20 protein-coding genes are annotated in these 17851 nt (G+C 64.4%); 5 read left to right on the top strand and 15 right to left on the bottom strand.

The features are described from left to right. Nucleotides 1–37: 37 nt before the first annotated feature. The 3 genes from H9K76_RS08385 to H9K76_RS08375 all read right to left on the bottom strand — a co-directional run bounded on the left by H9K76_RS08385 (nt 38) and on the right by H9K76_RS08375 (nt 2744). Nucleotides 38–1474 carry an efflux transporter outer membrane subunit gene (locus tag H9K76_RS08385; RefSeq protein WP_187599500.1) on the bottom strand — a complete coding sequence of 479 codons (1437 nt, stop codon included), beginning with the start codon at nt 1472–1474 and terminating at the stop codon, nt 38–40. Next, nucleotides 1471–2112, bottom strand: a complete 642-nt coding sequence (locus H9K76_RS08380; protein ID WP_187599498.1) for a GbsR/MarR family transcriptional regulator — start codon at nt 2110–2112, stop codon at nt 1471–1473. The genes H9K76_RS08385 and H9K76_RS08380 overlap by 4 nt, the downstream gene beginning before the upstream one ends. A 134-nt stretch (nt 2113–2246) precedes the next feature. Continuing rightward, nucleotides 2247–2744: a DUF2938 domain-containing protein gene (locus tag H9K76_RS08375; protein ID WP_187599496.1), complete on the bottom strand. Its 498-nt coding sequence runs from the start codon at nt 2742–2744 to the stop codon at nt 2247–2249. Between the two features lie 80 nt (nt 2745–2824). Here H9K76_RS08375 and H9K76_RS08370 point away from each other — a divergent pair, with 80 nt between their 5' ends. The 4 genes from H9K76_RS08370 to H9K76_RS08355 all read left to right on the top strand — a co-directional run bounded on the left by H9K76_RS08370 (nt 2825) and on the right by H9K76_RS08355 (nt 6528). Next, on the top strand, nt 2825–3271 hold the full coding sequence (locus tag H9K76_RS08370) for a helix-turn-helix domain-containing protein (RefSeq protein ID WP_187599494.1): 447 nt from the start codon (nt 2825–2827) through the stop codon (nt 3269–3271). 321 nt (nt 3272–3592) lie between these two features. After that, nucleotides 3593–4660, top strand: a complete 1068-nt coding sequence (locus tag H9K76_RS08365; protein WP_187599493.1) for a porin — start codon at nt 3593–3595, stop codon at nt 4658–4660. A 447-nt stretch (nt 4661–5107) separates the two neighbouring features. Beyond that, nucleotides 5108–5890, top strand: a complete 783-nt coding sequence (locus tag H9K76_RS08360; protein ID WP_223196284.1) for a DUF899 domain-containing protein — start codon at nt 5108–5110, stop codon at nt 5888–5890. Between the two features lie 41 nt (nt 5891–5931). Further along, on the top strand, nt 5932–6528 hold the full coding sequence (locus H9K76_RS08355) for a hypothetical protein (protein WP_187599491.1): 597 nt from the start codon (nt 5932–5934) through the stop codon (nt 6526–6528). A gap of 30 nt (nt 6529–6558) precedes the next feature. Here the strand turns inward: H9K76_RS08355 and H9K76_RS08350 are convergent, their stop codons facing one another. The 9 genes from H9K76_RS08350 to H9K76_RS23575 all read right to left on the bottom strand — a co-directional run bounded on the left by H9K76_RS08350 (nt 6559) and on the right by H9K76_RS23575 (nt 13643). Next, on the bottom strand, nt 6559–6852 hold the full coding sequence (locus H9K76_RS08350) for a cupin domain-containing protein (protein WP_343066325.1): 294 nt from the start codon (nt 6850–6852) through the stop codon (nt 6559–6561). Between the two features lie 68 nt (nt 6853–6920). After that, complete coding sequence (locus tag H9K76_RS08345) at nt 6921–7919, bottom strand: quinone oxidoreductase family protein (protein WP_246475391.1); 999 nt, start codon at nt 7917–7919, stop codon at nt 6921–6923. Nucleotides 7920–7986: 67 nt separating this feature from the next. After that, entirely contained in the window at nt 7987–8889 is a 903-nt protein-coding gene (locus H9K76_RS08340) for a beta-keto acid cleavage family enzyme (RefSeq protein ID WP_187599488.1), read from the bottom strand. Between the two features lie 46 nt (nt 8890–8935). Then, nucleotides 8936–9700 carry an SDR family NAD(P)-dependent oxidoreductase gene (locus H9K76_RS08335; protein ID WP_187599486.1) on the bottom strand — a complete coding sequence of 255 codons (765 nt, stop codon included), beginning with the start codon at nt 9698–9700 and terminating at the stop codon, nt 8936–8938. Nucleotides 9701–9726: 26 nt separating this feature from the next. Further along, a complete protein-coding gene (locus tag H9K76_RS08330) occupies nt 9727–10608 on the bottom strand; it encodes a dioxygenase family protein (RefSeq protein WP_187599484.1) in 882 nt (293 codons plus the stop codon). Nucleotides 10609–10738: 130 nt separating this feature from the next. After that, entirely contained in the window at nt 10739–11863 is a 1125-nt protein-coding gene (locus tag H9K76_RS08325; RefSeq protein WP_246475390.1) for an amidohydrolase family protein, read from the bottom strand. Nucleotides 11864–11945: 82 nt separating this feature from the next. Next, on the bottom strand, nt 11946–12587 hold the full coding sequence (locus tag H9K76_RS08320; RefSeq protein ID WP_187599482.1) for a nuclear transport factor 2 family protein: 642 nt from the start codon (nt 12585–12587) through the stop codon (nt 11946–11948). A gap of 10 nt (nt 12588–12597) precedes the next feature. After that, nucleotides 12598–13149, bottom strand: coding sequence for a porin (locus H9K76_RS23580; protein ID WP_281394296.1), 552 nt, complete (start codon nt 13147–13149; stop codon nt 12598–12600). Nucleotides 13150–13157: 8 nt separating this feature from the next. Continuing rightward, nucleotides 13158–13643 carry a porin gene (locus H9K76_RS23575; protein WP_187599479.1) on the bottom strand — a complete coding sequence of 162 codons (486 nt, stop codon included), beginning with the start codon at nt 13641–13643 and terminating at the stop codon, nt 13158–13160. A gap of 54 nt (nt 13644–13697) precedes the next feature. Between H9K76_RS23575 and H9K76_RS08305 the strand changes: the two genes are divergently transcribed. Continuing rightward, complete coding sequence (locus H9K76_RS08305) at nt 13698–14603, top strand: LysR family transcriptional regulator (protein ID WP_187599477.1); 906 nt, start codon at nt 13698–13700, stop codon at nt 14601–14603. A 34-nt stretch (nt 14604–14637) separates the two neighbouring features. Here the strand turns inward: H9K76_RS08305 and H9K76_RS08300 are convergent, their stop codons facing one another. From H9K76_RS08300 to H9K76_RS08290, 3 genes are all read right to left on the bottom strand, one after another. Next, on the bottom strand, nt 14638–15114 hold the full coding sequence (locus H9K76_RS08300) for a RidA family protein (RefSeq protein WP_187599475.1): 477 nt from the start codon (nt 15112–15114) through the stop codon (nt 14638–14640). A gap of 76 nt (nt 15115–15190) precedes the next feature. Further along, nucleotides 15191–16543 (bottom strand): amidohydrolase family protein, encoded by a 1353-nt coding sequence (locus H9K76_RS08295; protein ID WP_187599473.1) that lies wholly within the window; start codon nt 16541–16543, stop codon nt 15191–15193. Nucleotides 16544–16609: 66 nt separating this feature from the next. Further along, a complete protein-coding gene (locus H9K76_RS08290; protein WP_187599471.1) occupies nt 16610–17662 on the bottom strand; it encodes a Bug family tripartite tricarboxylate transporter substrate binding protein in 1053 nt (350 codons plus the stop codon). Nucleotides 17663–17851 lie beyond the last annotated feature (189 nt).

Here is a 17851-nt window from a genome sequence, read left to right as displayed (position 1 = left end):
ACCATCACGACGACCCATGGACGAAGAAGCACGCGGCTCAGCCCTGCGGAATCCAGTCCGCGTCGGCTTGCCAGCCCCCGCCCAGGGCCTGGAACACCTGCACTGCATGGTTCAGCGCCATCCCCCGCGCATCCGTCAACGCAACGCGCGCCTGCCGATAGGTGCGCTCGGCATCCAGCACCGTCATCAGGTCGAAGACGCCTGCGCGATACCCCTTCTCCGACGCGTGGAACGCTGCTTCCGCGCGATCCTGCGCACGCTGCAACATTCCCAGCCGCGGCAGGTCGGAGGCCATCTGCAGCAGCGCCTGGTCGGTCTCCGAAAACGCCCGCTGGACCGTCTGCTCGTAGGTGATCACCGCCTGCTCCGCGCGGGCGCCCTGTGCCCGCGCCTGCGCCAGCAGACGGGGGCGATCCAGCACGGGAAGGAGCACGTTGCCGGCCAGGGACCAGTAGCCGGTACGCAGCGATCCGGCATGGTTCTGCCAGTTCAAGCCGATGCCGGGCGTCAGCGTGATGCTCGGCCACAGCGCCAGGCGTGACAGTTGCAGACCGCCTGCCGCTGCATTCATCTGGGCTCGCGCCATCAGCACATCGGGACGCCGCGCCAGCAGCTCCGACGGCAGCGCCTGCGGCAATGCGGGTGGCTGCGTAGGCTGCGCGGCCAGCGGCAACTCGTCAAGCGATGCATCGCCAAGTCCCACCAGCACCAGCAAGGCACGCCTGCCGGCATCCCACCGGGCCTGCAATGCCACCTCGTCTGCCTGGGCAGCCCAGAGGCCCGCCTCCACACGAGCCAGCTCCGACAGCGGTGCAAGCCCCCTGTCCAGCTTCCGCTCGAGCAGGTGCTGCAGGTTCTGCTGAATGGCCACGGTAGCCCGGGCGTCCTCCAGCGCAGCGGCCAACCGCTGAACCTCGAACCAGGTTCGCGCAACCTCGGCCACCAGCGCGGCCCGTTCGGCGTGGGCAGAGTACAGCGCCGCCGCATATTCCCCTTCCGCCTGACGCGCATGTGCCGTCCCGCGTCCGAACACATCCAGTTCCCAGGACACCTGCAGCCCGAGCGCCGAGTTGCCTTGCGTGCCCAGATCCGCTGCGCCGCCTTCGCCCTTCGCCCCGTCGAGCCGGCGGGATCCCCGGCGCTCGGTCCTCGCCTCCACGCCCCCCTGGGGCCGATACTGCGTCAGCGCGGCCTCGCGCAGCGCACGCGCCTCGCGCATGCGCGCCACCGCCATGCGTGCCTCCGTGCTCTCCGCAAGCGCCTGCTTCACCAGGCCGTTCAGCTCAGGCGCATCGAACAGCAGCCACCACGAGCCCAGCAGCGCTGCACTGTCTTCCGCCTGTGCCTGCAGGGCCTGGGGCGATGAGTACTGCGAAGCCATGACAGGGAACGGTGGCGGTGCGTCGGCCACCGATGCGCATCCCGCCAGCATCATTGCCGACACAGGCATCACCCAGCGAAACCCTGCCCTCATCGGGATGCCTTCCCGGCCTTCACCTTGTCCTGGGTACCCTTCGCTGCCTGCTTCTTCGCGGGCGCGCGCCCGGGTGTCGCGGAGCGCCGGGACCCGGCTGCCCCGGCGGCGGTTTTCGAAGCGGGAGGTACGGCTTTTCCCGCCCTCTGTGGCGCCGCCCCGGCCTTCCACCCTTCGTGGTCCAGCTTGTCCAGCATTTCCTGCATGGCCTGCGCCGTCACGCGATGAAAGTACTGGGCCTCCAGCAACCGGTCGATCGCGTCTTCGTCCAGTTCACAGCTCGACAGCAAATCATCCACGTAGCCCGAAAAGCGCTGGCACTCCTGGATGCTCTGCTGGATCGCCATGGCAAAGGGATTGGCCTGAAGCTGGAAGAAATCCTGCCGCTCGCCCCGCACGGCCACGCGCTCGATGACCCCCACTCGCTCGAGCAGGCGGGTGTTGGTACTCACGCTCGCCCGGCTGGCCTGCATGCGCTCGGCCAGATCCGCGAAGCTGATAGGGCCGCCATCGAGCAACATGACCGCAATCAGGCGCCCCGCGATGCGGGACAGGCCACTGGCCTCCGCCTGAATGGCGTTGCGCTCAATGAACAATTCCCGGGCCTGCTGCCCGGTGGCTTTTTTTTCCGAACTCATGCTGGATGATCCGATTTTCATTCGATTTGTTCAGTCTACACTAAACAATAAAAACAGAAAGGAGCGTAGACCACTCCACCAGAAAGGAATCACCGGCTTCCTGCGCTACCTCCCACCCACAACGCCCAAGGCGCTCAGTGGCTCGCCATCCATTGCAGCATCGCGGCGGACAGATAAAGCCCACCGCCAAAGACTGCATGCGTCAGAACGCTGCGCAGGCGGCTCACCCATGGCACCGGCGTGCGGGATGCTGCAACCCCCATGCCCATCGCCGGCTGCGTCACGAAGAAGGGGATCGCCACGGTACACACCCCCACGGCCAACGCCGGCCACCATGTGGGCGTCTCCAGCCACGACATGCCAAAGACACCGATCAGCAGCACGGCGAAGGCGATACCCGTCGCGTAGTGCACCATCCAGCCCAGCAGCCGCTCCCCGGCCACCGGCGATGCCTTGCCGATATGGGCATGGCTGAACCTGCCCTTGAAAAGGTGGCCCACCCAGCGGCCGACCATCGCATAGTCCAGCGTCGGAATCCCCAGGCGCCTCTGGATGAACCCCCACACATCCATCACCATCGTCGCCCCCACACCGATCAAAAGCACCTCGGCCCATCCTTGCACCGAACCCATTGCATATCCTTTCCATTGAAGAGATCATCTCTTTAGGGCATGATAGAAGTTGAAGTTAACTTCAAGTCAAGAGACCCCCAATGGATATTTCGGAAGTCGCCCGGCGCACGGGCCTGCCATCCTCCACGGTGCGCTTCTACGAAAAGCAGGGCCTGATCACGGCACTCAGTGCCGCGGGCGAAAGGCGACGCTTCGCACCCGATGTACTGGACCAGCTTGCATTGATCGCCCTGGGACAGGCCGGAGGTCTCTCGCTGGACGAGATCCGACCCATGCTTCCCGCCGATGGCAGCTCCAGGGTGGACCGGCAGCTGCTGCTGGCCAAGGCGGACAGGATCGACATGACGATCAAGCGCCTGCGATCGATGAGCCAGGGCCTGCGCCACGCCGCTGAATGCCCTGCCCCCAGCCACACAGAATGCCCGACCTTTCAACGGCTGCTCAAGGTGGCGGCGAACCGTGCGAAGACGAGCAAGACCACGCCCCAGGACAAGATCGCGTCACGCATCGCCGGCAGCCTCCTGTAGTGCTCCCTCAGGTCCTCGCCTTCGATTGGCGTAGTCCTGCCGGGGGCATTTTCCAAATTTAGTCCATCGTCGGCCGCATCCTGTGTCCTTTGGCTTGTCTGCCGAATTGCGGGGCTACTTGGACTTTTCCCTTTGATTTCAATGCCTTCATGGCATTAGCACCTTGCGCGCCAGGTCCCAATGCAGCCTGCATGTACGCGCAAAGCGAACACGCGCGGTATCGGTGTTACTACCCAATGCACTGACAGCCGTTTGACAGCCGGCCTCCATAGACTGCGCCCCCGCAGACATCCTGCAGCAAACTCATGGAGACATACAAGCATGAAGAAAACCACCCGTGTGGCGATATGCGCCGCGCTGGCAGCAGGCGCAACGGCAGCGTGCGCCCAATCGACCGTCACCGTGTTCGGCATCATCGACGCCAATGTGTCGCACCTGCGCAGCAGCGGCAATGGCTCGGTGAACATTCTCGGCACCGATGGCAATCAGTCGAGCCGCATCGGATTTCGCGGAACAGAAGACCTCGGAGGTGGACTGAAGGCCGGGTTCTGGCTGGAAGGCGCGCTCAACCCCGACAATGGCACGGGCGGCAGCACCAACGCCAACAACCAGCCCGGCGGTGCATCCAACTCGGGCGGCCTGACATTCGGGCGCCGCGCCACACTGAGCCTGGCGAGCAGCCACTGGGGTGAAGTGCGCCTCGGCCGCGATTTCGTGCCGGGATTCCGGAATCTGGCGAGCTTCAGCCCCTTCGGCACGAACGGTGTCGGCAGCTCGTCCTTTCTGTTCTATCCGGTGCAGGGTGCAGCGCGTGTGACCCATGTGCGGGCATCGAACTCGGTGGCCTACTTCCTGCCCAAGATGGGTGGCGTGTACGGCCAGGCCATGTACGCGTTCGGTGAAAACTCCGCGAGCGGCCCGACCAGGAACGATGGCCGCGTGATGGGCGTGCGCATCGGCTACCGCAGCGGCCCTGTGGATGTGGTCGTGGCCACCACGCACACCGATATCTCGTCGCTGAACGACCTGCGCCAGACCAACATCGGCGGCTCCTACGACTTCGGCGTGGCCGAGCTCATGGTGCTCTGGAACCAGAACAAGGTGGGAAGCACGTCCACCAAGACCGCGCTGGTCGGCGCGCGCGTGCCGCTTGGACAGGGTCATGTCCGGGCCGCGTATTCACGCGTCAATGCCAGCGGCGTGGCCAATGATGCGCAGCACCTGGCCATCGGCTACGTCTACGACCTGTCCAAGCGCACAGCGATCTACGGGCACGTCGCACGCATCGACAACAAGGGCAACGGCACGAACTACAACCTCGGCCATGCCGTGAAGTCGGCCGGAGGCAACAGCGATGGCTTCGAGTTCGGAGTCCGCCATACCTTCTGATTCTGGTAGTTTTCTTGCATTTCCAAGGTGATTGACGACCGGGCATGCGCTTGCATGCTCCGGTCTCTTTTTATCGATTCATCATTGATCGCGATGCTTTCCAAACAACAGCCTGAGCAGCGCGCGCCCGCCATGAACTGTTCACCCCAATGCTGAGATGGCCCAAGAGACGCGACGCAAAGGCGAAGACAGTACTTTGGCACGGCAAGCCTTTGCAACAAAGTATGAGGGGCCATATCAGCACCTCCACACGAAGACTCTCACCGCGAACACAACGCGCCCATTCGTCACGCGACCTCATAAAACCCGGTATTCCGCAAAGAACCTTCTTTCCCTGAAACGGAATCACGACAATCTTGTTACTCCCTGCTGCTCCCCTCGATTGCATACAGTGACTTCACTGCACTTTCTGAAACCCGAACGGCTCATCGAGCCAAGGAGCACACCGTGAATATCACCCTATCCCAAGCAGGCACATCGGCCGCTGGCGTCGTTTCGCACGAGCAATGGATTTCCCGGCGCAAGGCCCTGCTGGCGCGCGAAAAGGAGCTGACGCATCTGCGCGACCAGGTCGCCCGCGAACGCCGCGCGTTGCCATGGGAGCGCGTCGAGAAAAATTACGTCTTCGACACCCCGCGCGGAAAGCGCTCGCTCGCCGAACTGTTCGAGGGCCGCAGCCAGCTGTTGGTGCAGCATTTCATGTTCGCGCCGGGATGGGAGCAAGGCTGCCCGCGCTGCTCCTACATGGCCGATCACACCGACGGCATGATCCCCCACCTTGCGCAGCGCGACGTCACCTTCGTGGCCGTCTCGCGCACGACGCTGGCGGACATCGAGCACTTTCGCCAGCGCATGGGCTGGCGGTTCGATTGGGTGTCCTCCCATGGGTCGGACTTCAACCATGACTTCGGCGTCACCTTCACCTCACAGGAAATCGCAAGCGGGCACATCGACTACAACTACGGAGAGTGGCCTCTCGTTGGCGAGGAGTGGCCTGGAATCAGCGTGTTCTGCAAGGACGAGGCAGGCCACGTCTTCCACACCTACTCGACCTATGGGCGCGGCGTGGAGGTGATGATGGGAACCTACGCCCTGCTCGACCTCATGCCTCATGGTCGCAGCGAATCCAATGGACACCACAAGAAGGAGTTGGCGCGCCACCACGACCGCCATGAGCCCGTACCCGCGGCTGCCGCGGCCACGGCCACGGCCGGATCGTGCTGCCATTGAAACGCCGCACCTGACAAATCCCTACGTGTCGAGACAACACCATGACAAGCCTCTGGCCATGGCTCGCGATCGCAGCTGCCGGCGCGCTCCATGGTTTGAATCCGCTCTCCGGCTGGATGTGGGCCCTGGGCAGGGGCTCGCGTTCACGAGTGCTGGCACGGCCTCGGTGGACACTGGCGCTGATTGCCCTGGGCCATGCCGCCGCGATGGCCGTGACGGCCGCCGCCGTGGTCTTCGGGCTTGCCATGGACCGCTCGATGCTGCTGATGCTTGTGGGCGGGCTGCTCTGCCTCATCGTGATCGCCCACGTTGCGTGCCATGTATCCGGACGGAGCCATGCCTCCTCAGGCCATGCGGGGCTCGCGCTGTGGACGTTCATGATGTCCACCCTGCATGGCGCCGGGTTGATGCTGGTACCCGCGCTCATGCCGCTTTGCGCCGGGAACGGTCCCTCCCGCGAGGCAGGCCTGCAGGACTCGCTGGGCCTGGCACTCGCCGCCATGGTGGTGCACACCGCAGCGATGCTCACTGTCACGGCCGTGATGGCGGCCGGCCTTCACCGCGGACTGACGGCCGCCAAACACTTGTGGCCGTACCTGACGGCTCGACTTCGGGCCAGGCGTTTCCACGCCCGGTAACCCAGCCGGAAGCCGGACCGGCCCAGCGCCTCACAGCTTGCGTGACATGACCAGCAGCAGACGTGCGGGCTTCGCGCTGGCGTTGAGCAGTTGCCGCATTTCACCGGGCGCAATGCGACAACTGTCCAACGGACGCAGTGTCGTCACCTGCGCCGGGCCGTCGGCCTGTGCGGTAACCTGCACTTCGCCTTCGAGGCAGACATAGAACTTCTCGACGTCGGAAGCACCGGGGGTGGTGCCTCCCCCGGGCTCGATCAGCGAACAGCCGATCCAGATGGCATCCGATGGTCCGGCCTCCACTCCCTGGAGCCTATGCATCCGCATGCCGGAATGACCGGGGGCATCGTAGGCAGGCGCCCGCATGAAAGGCACGACATGCATGACGCATCCTTTCAGGGAGCCAGGACCACACGGTCCATCGAGCCGCTCAGTACCTTCCGATAGGCGTTGGCAGCCTCCGTGAACGGCAGAAGGGTTGCCTCGTCCACGTCAAAGGCCTGCAGCGATCCATCGTTGAACCCGGGCAGCAGCGTGTTGAGCACTTGCGCGCAGTGAGTGACGCTGAGCTTGAGACTGTCCACCCCCAGCATCTGCAGGTTGCGACGGTAGAACGCCAGGATGTCGAAGGGCACGGAGCGCTCGATCGTGGAGATCAGCACCTGCGTGCCGCCTATGGCGAGGCTGTTCAGCGCCAGATCGAAATAAGGAGAGCCCACGGTGTTGTAGGCAATGTCTGCGCCGCGACCTTCGGTGCACTCCAGGACACGCTGAGCGAGATCGGGAGTGGCACTGTCGAACAGGGTGATCGGCGCAGAGGCGTGTCCACGGTAGGTATCCGCGTTGCGGTCGACGCCGATCACGCGCGCGCCCGCCCGGGTCGCCAGTTGAACCGCCGCCTGGCCTACCTTCCCATTCGCCCCCAGCACCAGAACGGTCTGGCCCGCGCCTCGCAAGCCGGCGCGGCGCAAGCCTTCGTGAGCGGTGATGAAAGGCACGCCGACGGTTGCGGCGGCCGCCACGGAGACACTCGCTGGCTTTCTGCTCAAGGCGTCCGCAGGAATGAGGAGATAACGTGCGTGCGTGCCATCCCGCGTCACACCGAGATCCCCTCCCGTGCCCCAGACATCCTCTCCCAACCACTCGGCCGGGCCGGCGACGACACGGCCCGCGAAATCGCGGCCGGGTGTGCGGGGCCAGACAGCCTGGGGCATGGCGCCCAGGGCAGCCTTGACGTCGCTGGGGTTGACTGCCGCGGCAAAGACCTCCACGACGGCTTCGCCCGGCCCAGGCTCGGGTTGGGACTGAGGGGCAATGGAGGGGGCGATGTCCTCGGCGCTGGCCGCCTTTGCGGACAGTCTCAGCATATGGGGGCGATTGGCGATGGTATTCATGATGGGGTTGTTTCCGAATGGGAGATGAGGAAGGAAAAATGCAGGTTGGCGCGCAACGCGCATTTCTTCAATGCGACGACGGTGCCGCGTTGTCTGCGCGCAGGCCCCAGCGCTTGCGGGCCTGCTCGCTGGTGGCTAGCTCACCGCCCAGGTCCTCGACGATGCGTCGGGCCTTGCGAACCAGATCGGCGTTGCTTCTGGCGAGTTCGCCGCGGCTCATGTAGATCGTGTCCTCCAGCCCTATGCGGACATTTCCACCCAGAAGACAGGCTTGGGCAACGGCCGGAAAAGCGTGGCGCCCCACGGCAAACGCCGTCCACTGCGCCCGCGCAGGTATCAGCGCGCAGGCGAGCTGCATGGCCTGCGCGGTGAATGGCAGCGAGTAGCGAACCCCCATCACAAAGCTGAAGATGCCGGGCCCCTGCAGGCATCCCTCCTCGATCAGTTGCTGAGCAAGCACCAGATCGCCGGTATCAAAGCATTCGAGCTCGGGCACCACGCCCGCCTCGCGGATGACCTTCGCCATGCGGCGCACGTTGGCAGGTGTGTTCATCACCACCTGGTTGCCCGAGTTCATGGTGTTGAGATCCAGCGAACAGATATCGGGCTGCAGCGCCGCGACGTGGCGCACACGCTCCTCGGGCGGCAGCAGCGAGGTTCCCGGGGCATGGATCTTGGGGTCGCTTTCGCTGGGCACGTAGCGCCCTCCCGGCCCGGTGGTGAGATTGATGATGAGCGAAGGGCACTCGCGGCGCAGGGTCTGCACCACCTGGGCGTACAGATCCACGTCCATGGACGGCTTGCCGGTCTGCGGATCGCGTACATGGATGTGCACGGCTGCAGCACCGGCGTCATGGGCCTCGATGCATGCAGTGGACAGTTGCTCGGGGGTGATGGGCAGGTAGGGGGTCTGCTCGGGCGTGGTCAGGTTGCCCGTGACCGCGCAGGTCAGGATGATGGGTTGGTTCATATCTGTTGCGAATGCATGGGGTGCGGATCGGAGCGTGGTCACGATCTCAGAGGTGGCGGCCGCCATCTGCGACGAAGATGCTGCCCGTGGCGTAGCGCAGGCTCGTGCAGCACGCCGCGATCGCGGCGGCCACGTCGTCGGCTGTGCCCACGCGGCGCAAGGGAATCGAGGCTCCCGTCTTCGCATTGAAGCCCGCATCGCGCCCGGGAACGAATGACGTGTCCACCACGCCCGGAGCAACCGCCAGGACCCGGGTGTGCGGCGCCAGTGTCTTTGCCAGCCCCTTGGTGAGCGCGTCGATGCCGGCCTTGGCCGCCGCGTAGGCCAGGTTGCTCCCCAGGCCGGTGCCCGCGGCGATGGACGACACATTCACGACCACGCTGTCACCCGCGGCCTGCAACTGCGGCGCGAACGCGCGAATTGCCGCGAAGGTGCCACGCCAGTTGGATGCGAAGATGTCGTCGATAAGCCCGTCATCAAGCCCTTCGAGATCGGAGGCGGGAACCTGGCGGGTGAAGCCCGCACAGTTGACGAGTATCCGCGCCGGTCCATAGGTCTGCTCGGCAGCCTGCGCCGCGGCATGCAGCTGCTGGCTGTCGGTGACCGAGGCGACGATGGCGCCATGCCCCGTGCCCGGCAGCGATGCGGCCAGGGCCGCAGCCTGCTGCGCGTCCGAGCGGTGCAGCAGCACGATGCGGGCACCCAGCGCCGCGAGACGCCGGGCCGTGGCCGCGCCGATGGCGCCCAGCCCTCCGGTGATCACGGTGGTCTGGCCGTCCAGGCGGTCCAGGGGAGAGAAAGCACTGTTCATTTTGCGTGTGTTCGGTTCAGAAGACGTCATGGGATGGGGCATTGGGGAATGCGGGTCTCGCCGGGCTCGAGGCGCAGCTCCAGATCCAGGCTGAAGCTGCCGTCCTCACCGGGTTCGAAACGACGCAGCAGCGACCCCACCGCGCCGAACACCACGTCGTCGAACGCGTGTGGATCGTCGATGTCGAAGTACTGTGTCGCCAGCACCTTGTGGCCTTCCGCAACCACCAGGAAATGCAGATGCGCAGGCCGCATGATGTGTCGGCCCTGTGCTGCCAGGAGCGCTCCGCAGGGACCGTCCACGGGCACCGGGTAGCCTGCCGGACGCACGCTCTCGAAGGAGAAACAGCCCTGCTCGTCGGTCTCGAAGCGGCCTCGCAGGTTCATTTGCTCCTGTGTCTCGTCCTGGTTTTCGTACAGGCCCTTGGGCGATGCCTGCCAGGTTTCGACGCGTGCGCCCGCCAGCGGCGTGCCGTCCAGCGACAGCACGCGGCCCCTGACCTTCATGCGGGCGCCGGGGGTGTCCGCGCTGCAGATACGCTCGCCATTCTTCTTTGCCGGCTGATTCGCGCGCCAGAACGGCCCTATCAATGCGGGCTCCGTGCCCCCGGCTTCGAGCGCATGGCGCGCATCGTGCAGTTGCACCAGCGTGGCCAGCCCGAGAATGTCGGCCAACAGGATGCCCTCGTGCTTCTTCGGTCCGGATGCCTGGCCGATCGCGACCAGAAAATCCAGGCCCTTCTCCAGCTCGGTGGGGGTGAGGTGGGCCTCGAGGGCGAAGGCATGCAGATGCCGGATGCCGATCTCCAGGATCTCCCTGAGCCTCGCGTCGGCAGTGCCGGCGTTCGCCTTGAGCACGGCGGCAAGAAGCGCCTGGGGATCGGTGGGTGGCAGAGCTTGTGGGCCCATGCGGTGGTTCTCCTGTTGCTGAGATAGTGTGGTGAAGTGCGATATGCGATATGCGATATGCGATGTGCGACGGGCACGGCTCCGCCTGGGCATGGCGCCCGCAAAGCCCATCCGGATGGGTTCTGTCGTCCTATTTACGCGCCAGCATCTTCAGGGCGTTGGTGCGGTAGATGGCCTTCAGTTCGTCGGCCGTGAAGCCGCTTTGTTCAAGACCTTTGGCGATCCTGGCAGGCTCGACCCACGGATAGTCCGAGCCGAACAGAATCTGCGAATGGGGCACGATCATCTTGAGGATGCCCATGTGCACCGCATCCGCTGCCGCGGCCGTGTCGTAGTAGAAGCGGCGGAAATGGTGCAGGCGCGAATTGAGAGGTGCCTCCTGCGCCAGCGACTGCACCGTCTCGCCTACCAGGAAGCGCTGCGCCCAGATGCTGCCGCCGCCGTGCGACCAGATGAAGCGCACGTCGGGCGTGGCATTGGCAACGCCGTTATGGACCAGACTCACCATCGCGCGTGCCAGGTCGGAACTGAGCTCCACGATGGTGGGCAAGACTCCGGGCTGGTAGTTCCACGAACAACAGCCGGGCGCTGTGGCATGAACGTACACCACGGCCTTGCGGCGGTTGAGCTCCTTCCACATCGGAGCGAACGACGGGTCGCCCAGCCACTTGTCGTCATAGCTCGACAGGAGCCCCACGCCGTCGGCCTTGAGCACATCGAACGCATATTCGATCTCACGCAGCGTGGCATCCATGTCCGGCAGGGGCAGCACGGCGAACAAGCCGTAGCGGCCCTTGCGCTTTTCCTTCATGCCCGCGCCATGCTCATTGAGGTCGCGCGCCAGGTAGGCGGACTCCTTGACGTCACCAAACCAGACACCCGGCTGGGTGACCGACAGATAGGCCTTCTCCACACCGTCACGATCCAGCACCTCGATGTCGCGATCCAGCGTCCAGTTCTTGAAATGGTCGAAACCGAGCACAGGCTGCAATGCATTGCGCTTTTCCACCGCCTGCACCCATTTGGGGGAAAAGAAATGATGATGGACGTCGATGCGCGAGCCGACCGCCGCAGCACCGGCAGCCCCCACCGCACCAGGCTCGGTGGAAACTGCAGGCACGTGCTGGCAGCCCGGCAATGCCGCCGCAGCGGCGAGGCCCGAAAACACGCCCATGAACCGGCGCCGCGAGCAGCAAGGAGCATGCATTCCCGCGAGAGCCTGCAGGCTCCTGCCTTCGTTAGTGTTCGTATTCATCCCGGTTATCTCCTCGCCCCAAGGGGCCACTTCTTTCAGTCAGTCAATGGAAGAGCAGGCAAAGAACAGGCCTGCATGCAGGTCACTGCGCGCCGAACAGCTTGTATGACGGGTCGTTCTTGCCCATGCGCGGAGCGACCTGGTAGTTCTTCTTCACTTCGGCGGCGCTCACGTAGCTGATACGGCGGTAGTCACTCACCGTCTTGCGGCCGTCGAGGCCCCACTTGCCATTGCGGCGCGACCATGCATCCAGGTAGCGCGAGTGCATCCAGCGCTCCTCGTACATGTCTGGATCGCCCGCCTTGGGCACGAGCAAGGTGGCCGTTCCCGTGGTCTCGCTGACGGCACGGTCGCCGTTCACGCGGATGAGAATATTGGTCATGCGGTGGTTGTTGCCCGTCATCTCGTCATGGGCCTTCATGAGCCAATCCACGTAGGCGGCCCAGCTCGGAAACTCCGTCTTGCCGAAGGTCATCTTGGCATCGGGGTGTCCGATGGAGAGCAGCAAGTCACGGTCGAGGCGGTCCAGGCCGCGCGGATAGGTATTGATCAACTCGGTGATCGCCTGCTTGTCCCACAGTTCCTGGATCTGGGCCGGCGTCGGGCCTGGGGCGGCTGTGGCAGCGGTTACCTGCTGCGCCTGCGCCGTGCCCGCCAGGGCCAGGGCTGCAGAGAGTGCCAGGCCCACGACGGAACGCCTGCCGAAGAGGATCGAAGAATGCATGTCTGTCTCCTTAGAAAATATGGCGGATGCCGAATTCGAGTCCGGATGAACTGGCGCCGGGGCGGTTGGTCAGCGGCTGGCTGATCGGTGCATTGCCGAAGCCCGTCGTGGTGATGATCTGCGTGGACCCGCCTCGGTTGTCGATGCGTGCATAGGTGCCATAGAGCGCCGTTCGCCTGGAGAGGTTGTGCAGATAGCCCAGCGCCAGCTTGGTCCAGTCATTCCCGCTGCTCTTTCGGTCGTAGTAGCTGTACGTGGCGCGCAGCTCCCCCATGGGCCCGAGCGGTGCGGTGGCGCCGACGAGGTAGGCATCGATGCGCGCGCCCGACGAGTTCTTCTCGCTGGCCCAGAACGCCATGGGCTTGACCACGCCCAAATCGTAGGTACCCACCACGCTCATGCTGTCGATGCGGCTGGCCGCCGTGGCAGTACCGCTGTGGTATTGCGAAGCCGACACTGCAAGGTTCATGCGTGCATCGGAGTAGCCTGCGCGGATGCCCAGGTAGTTGCCCTTCTTGCTGTTGGTGGAGCCCGACGGCTCCTCGCCAAAGGCGTATTGCAGCTGGCCGTTCAGCCCCCCAGGGATCGCGGAAGGAAATAGCTCACGGCATTGCCGATGCGGATGGGCGAGCCCAGCATCATGAAGGCCGTGGGTTGGCCGATGCCTGTTCCCTGGAACGGGTCGAACCAGGCGGGGTTGTAATACGAAGCGGTGTAGTCCTGCCCCAGGCGCAATTCGCCGAAGCTGCCTGCAAGGCTCACCGTGGCCCGGCGCGCAAAGTTGAACCCCGTCGCCGGGTTCAGCCCTTGCCCGGTGTCACCGGAGAGCGGCGCCTCCAGCCAGAACCCGGCCTTGAGGCCACCACCCAGATCCTCCGAGCCTCGGAAGCCCAGGCGCGAATAGCTTGCACCACTGTTGGTGAGCGCCGTGACGCTCTTGCCGCCGGCCTTCACGTAGGCGACGCCCGTGTCCACGACGCCAAAAATGGTGACCGAGCCCTGCGCCAGGACGCAAAGAGGGGCCATGCCGGCCAGCAGCATTGGGATTTTTTTCATGTCTCCGGTACTTTCTCTATTAATATGAATGAAACCCAATCATGAGTTTTCCAAATGGCATCCAACGTCACACTGCGCCAGCTGCGCGCCTTCGTCGAGGTGGTCCGCAGCGCCGGTTTCACAGCCGCCGCTCGGAAGCTGCATCTCACGCAATCGGCCACCAGCCTGCTGGTGCGAGAGCTTGAGGCGCAGGTGGGCCTGCAACTGATCGACCGCACCACGCGCCAGGTCATGCTCACCGAGGCGGGACAGGAGTTTCTGGAGCGCGCCGAGCGCATCCTGCGAGATGTCGAATTCGCTGTCTCCAACGCTCAGGACCTGCTGCACAAGCGTCGCGGCCGCGTAACCATCGCCACGACCCCGCTGCTGGCCGCAAGCTTCGTGCCTGCGGTGATCGCCGAATTCCAGAAGCGTCACCCGGCCATCGAGGTGCGCATCGCGGACCAGCCCGTGGACCAGGTGCTTCGCCTGGTGAGCAATGGCGACGTGGACATCGGCTTCGGCGCGTTTCCGCAGACCGACATCGAACTCAGGCGGCAGGCGATGCTCAAGCACAGCATGGGCGTCATGGTTCCCTGCGACTGGCCGCTGGCCAACCGCAAGAAGCTGTCCTGGAAGAGCCTTGCAGGCCAACCGCTGATCACGCTCTCCACCGCAAGCGGGTTTCGTACGCTGGTGGATCCGCTGTTCGCACAGATGGGCGTGACCGTGATTCCACGGTTCGAGGTGAGCTATCTCGGAACCGCGGTCGGCATGGTCGAGGCAGGCCTCGGCATGACGGTGGTGCCTTCCTACGTCGGTGCCATGCTGAACTCCAAACGCGCGCGCTTCGTCGCGCTGCACGATCCCGTAGTGTTCCGCGCCATCGAGATGGTGACCCAGCAGGGTCGCTCCATGTCGCCCGGCGTCCAGGTGTTCGCCGAGTGCCTGACGGACATGTGCAAGGACTTTCACAAGTAGCTCCGATCCGTGCGTGCTTCGTTCGTCGCCCGCCTCAGTGGGCCGGGACGAGCTTGTCGCCCACCACCGCGGTCGCCTGGATCTCCACCAGCATGCCCGGCATGGCCAGAGCAGAGACCGTGACCTGCGCGCTGGCGGGATAGCGGCCCTTGGCGAACATCTCCGAGCGCACCTTCTGGAAAACGGCGCCATTGCGCACGTCGGTGAGGTAGACCGTCATGTTGACAATGTCCCCCATGCCGCCGCCGGCGCGCTTGAGCGTCTGGTCGATGAGCGCGAACACGGTCCGCACCTGCGCCTCCATGTCACCGCGGATGTCCTTGCCGTCCAGGTCGGTGGTCGTCGTCACCCCCGCCATCCAGATCGTCTTTCCGCCTTCGGTGATCACCGCTGGCGAATAGGTGCGCCCTTGCGTGCGTTCCGAATGGGCCAGGTACTCGGCGGCCTGTGCGCCCAGTGCGGCGAAGCTGGTGGCCAGGGCCAAGGCAGCGGTACGGTAAAGAGCTTTCATGTTGTCTCCAGTTTTTGCTCGGTTGAAACTCGGGGTGGAATAACGGATTCGGCGGGACGGTGCTTGACGCGCAGGCTCAGCGCTGCACATGCTTCGGCGGATTGGTCTGCAGCTTCGCTAGGCGGTGGACCGACTCCACGGCCTCGCGCACCACCGTCTGCTGGTCGATGCGTATGAACTGTCCGCGGCGGACCAGCGCCTTGCCGTCCACCAGCACCGTGTCCACATTCACGGGCTGGCCCGAGTACACCAGTGCATGGGCGGCATCGATGACAGGCGCCATGTTCAGATCCATGGTGCGCACCAGCATGAGGTCGGCGCGCTTGCCGGGTGTGATCGAACCGATGCGGTCGGCCAGGCCCAGGTCCCGTGCGCCATCGATCGTTGCCAATTGCAGCAGGCGGCGCGCGGACAAGGGCTGCGTGCTGCCGAAGCGCTGCTTGTGCGACCACAGCAGCGCACGAATGCAACTGAAGAAATCGGCGTTGGCGGACGCGGCCGAGCTATCCACCGACAGGCTCTGCTGCACCCCGGCCTGCTCCAGTTCATGGAACTGGATCACTCCGCGCGCCGCCTGCGCGTAGTGCATCTCGATCACCGGCGAACACGTCATCGTGGTGCGGCTCTCGGCGAGCCAGCCGCACTCCTGCTCGCTCACACCCTGGGGATGCACCAGTTGCAGGTCGGGCCCCAGCAGGCCATGCTCCTGCAGCAGCGAGACGATGCCCGGACGCGCATGCATGGTGATCGGCAGCCCCAGCTTGCGGATGTGCCGACACTCGTGGCTCACCACCTCGATGGGTACGGTGCCGCGGGGATTGGCGATGGGCGTGCGCACGGCGGCCCCCAGCGAGATCAGGTCGTCCCGCCCTTCGCATTCGCCCTTCACACGCTCCAGATCCGCGAGATCCATGTGCTCTGAGAGCGGCAGGTCCTGCCCCCAACCATAGGAGAAGCGGCCACGGATACCCGTCTCGCGCATGGCCCGCAGTTCGGCATCGGCATGCTGCGGCGAGCGGGTGTTGTGCGACCAGTTGTGTACCGTGGTGATGCCCGAGAGCAGTCCCTCGGCAAGTCCCAGCCGCACGGCGCGGTATGAATCCTCGGGCGTGAAATGCGGCCCGAGCCCCAGCGTCACCGGGAAGTAGCCGCACTCGGCATCATCGCCACGCACCAGCCCGCGCAGTGCGCTGTTCCACAGGTGCCAGTGGGTATCCACGAACCCGGGCAAGGCGATCATGCTGCGCGCATCGACCTCCGTCACACCCGGGCAACGCAGTTGCGGCTGCACGGCAATGATCACGCCATCGCGCACATGAATATCGCCTTCCGGCATCTCACCAAGCGCGGGGTCCATGCTCAGGACATGCGCGTTGCGGATCACGAATTCGCCGGGCAAGGTGGAAAAGGAGGAAGTGATCGGTGTCATGAAAAAAAGAGGCAGGACAGGTGCACAGGCCACAGGGGCCGCAAGAACGTACCGGCAGGGCTTTCTCTACTCGGCCTTCGCGCCAATCATTCGGATCAGCTTCGATTTCCGCGCAGCGTCTTCTGCGATGAACTGCTTGAACTCCGCGGACGTCGAGAAGACCGGCATGAAGCCGCGCTGCACAAGGGTTCTGGAAAAATCAGCCGAACGGCCGATGGCTGCGACCTCTTGCTGGATCTGCCCAATCACGGGCTCGGGTGTGTGGGCCGCAGCAAAAAGGCCGAACCAGGATTCCCGGGGATTGATGTCCCCGAAGCCCTCTTCCTGCAGCGTCGGCACCTTGGGAAACTCCGCAATCCGCTTGGAATTGGCGACGGCCAACGCCTTGAGCTTGCCGGCGTTGAGATGCCCCTGCGCGGCCGCAACACCCGCCAGCGTGAGCTGCACCTCATTGCCCAGCGCCGCCATGACGGCAGGCGTGATGCCCTTGTAGGGAACCTGAACCAGGTCGATTCCAGTGCGCAACTTGAGGCCGTCAAAAAGCAGATGCGGCAGGCTGCCCGAGCCATAGGAGGCATAGTTGAGCGGGTACTTTTCGGCCTTCGCCTTGGCGACCAGCTCGCCCAGGGTGTTGGCGGTGACGGAGGGATGCGCAACGACCATCTGCGGCAGGCTCAGGATCTGCGAGACAGGAGCCAGGTCGCGCTGCGGGTCGTAGGGCAGCTTGTCGAAGAGATACGGATTGCTTGTGATGGACGCCTCGCTCGTCAGCAGCAGGGTATGTCCATCCGGCTCCGATTTGGCAACGGCCACGGTGCCGATGATCGTCGACGCGCCGGTCTTGTTCTCGACAATGACCGCCTGCTTCCACTTGCGCTGCAGTTGATCGGCCAGCATGCGCGCCACAACGTCGATCCCGCCGCCCGGTGCATACGGCACGATGATCCGGACCGTCTTCGTCGGGAAGGCCTGCGCTCGCGCCGAGACGGCCCAGCCGGAAGCCACAACCAGGCCCGCGGCCGCCTGAAGAATCTGCCTTCTGCCGTGGGATTGCGGTTGGGCTTCCAGCGGAAATACGGGCTCGGAGGCTTCTGCAAAGAGGTGGTTTGATGCGTTCATGGCGCTATTTCAAGCCATTTGGCACCATACGTCCAACGATATAAATATATTGATTAATGAGAAAAACTTATTCAAAAACTCCTGCCAGAACTAGCGAAGTACCGTTCCCTCAGGCTATGACACCGGCATCAGCATGGGGAGAGTTAACATCGACCGAAAGCTCGCGCTGGCGAGCAGCGACCGCCCAGC

Source organism: Diaphorobacter ruginosibacter (genome assembly GCF_014395975.1).
In the GTDB taxonomy this organism is placed as follows: Bacteria; Pseudomonadota; Gammaproteobacteria; order Burkholderiales; family Burkholderiaceae_C; genus Diaphorobacter_A; species Diaphorobacter_A ruginosibacter.
This window is presented reverse-complemented; position numbering and strand designations above follow the sequence as displayed.

Coding starts and splice junctions, on each gene's coding strand:
- H9K76_RS08385 (WP_187599500.1), bottom strand. CDS start 1,474: ATGAGGGCAGGGTTTCGCTGGGTGATGCCTGTGTCGGCAATGATGCTG.
- H9K76_RS08380 (WP_187599498.1), bottom strand. CDS start 2,112: ATGAGTTCGGAAAAAAAAGCCACCGGGCAGCAGGCCCGGGAATTGTTC.
- H9K76_RS08375 (WP_187599496.1), bottom strand. CDS start 2,744: ATGGGTTCGGTGCAAGGATGGGCCGAGGTGCTTTTGATCGGTGTGGGG.
- H9K76_RS08370 (WP_187599494.1), top strand. CDS start 2,825: ATGGATATTTCGGAAGTCGCCCGGCGCACGGGCCTGCCATCCTCCACG.
- H9K76_RS08365 (WP_187599493.1), top strand. CDS start 3,593: ATGAAGAAAACCACCCGTGTGGCGATATGCGCCGCGCTGGCAGCAGGC.
- H9K76_RS08355 (WP_187599491.1), top strand. CDS start 5,932: ATGACAAGCCTCTGGCCATGGCTCGCGATCGCAGCTGCCGGCGCGCTC.
- H9K76_RS08350 (WP_343066325.1), bottom strand. CDS start 6,852: ATGCGGATGCATAGGCTCCAGGGAGTGGAGGCCGGACCATCGGATGCC.
- H9K76_RS08345 (WP_246475391.1), bottom strand. CDS start 7,919: ATGAATACCATCGCCAATCGCCCCCATATGCTGAGACTGTCCGCAAAG.
- H9K76_RS08340 (WP_187599488.1), bottom strand. CDS start 8,889: ATGAACCAACCCATCATCCTGACCTGCGCGGTCACGGGCAACCTGACC.
- H9K76_RS08335 (WP_187599486.1), bottom strand. CDS start 9,700: ATGAACAGTGCTTTCTCTCCCCTGGACCGCCTGGACGGCCAGACCACC.
- H9K76_RS08330 (WP_187599484.1), bottom strand. CDS start 10,608: ATGGGCCCACAAGCTCTGCCACCCACCGATCCCCAGGCGCTTCTTGCC.
- H9K76_RS08325 (WP_246475390.1), bottom strand. CDS start 11,863: ATGAATACGAACACTAACGAAGGCAGGAGCCTGCAGGCTCTCGCGGGA.
- H9K76_RS08320 (WP_187599482.1), bottom strand. CDS start 12,587: ATGCATTCTTCGATCCTCTTCGGCAGGCGTTCCGTCGTGGGCCTGGCA.
- H9K76_RS23575 (WP_187599479.1), bottom strand. CDS start 13,643: ATGAAAAAAATCCCAATGCTGCTGGCCGGCATGGCCCCTCTTTGCGTC.
- H9K76_RS08305 (WP_187599477.1), top strand. CDS start 13,698: ATGGCATCCAACGTCACACTGCGCCAGCTGCGCGCCTTCGTCGAGGTG.
- H9K76_RS08300 (WP_187599475.1), bottom strand. CDS start 15,114: ATGAAAGCTCTTTACCGTACCGCTGCCTTGGCCCTGGCCACCAGCTTC.
- H9K76_RS08295 (WP_187599473.1), bottom strand. CDS start 16,543: ATGACACCGATCACTTCCTCCTTTTCCACCTTGCCCGGCGAATTCGTG.
- H9K76_RS08290 (WP_187599471.1), bottom strand. CDS start 17,662: ATGAACGCATCAAACCACCTCTTTGCAGAAGCCTCCGAGCCCGTATTT.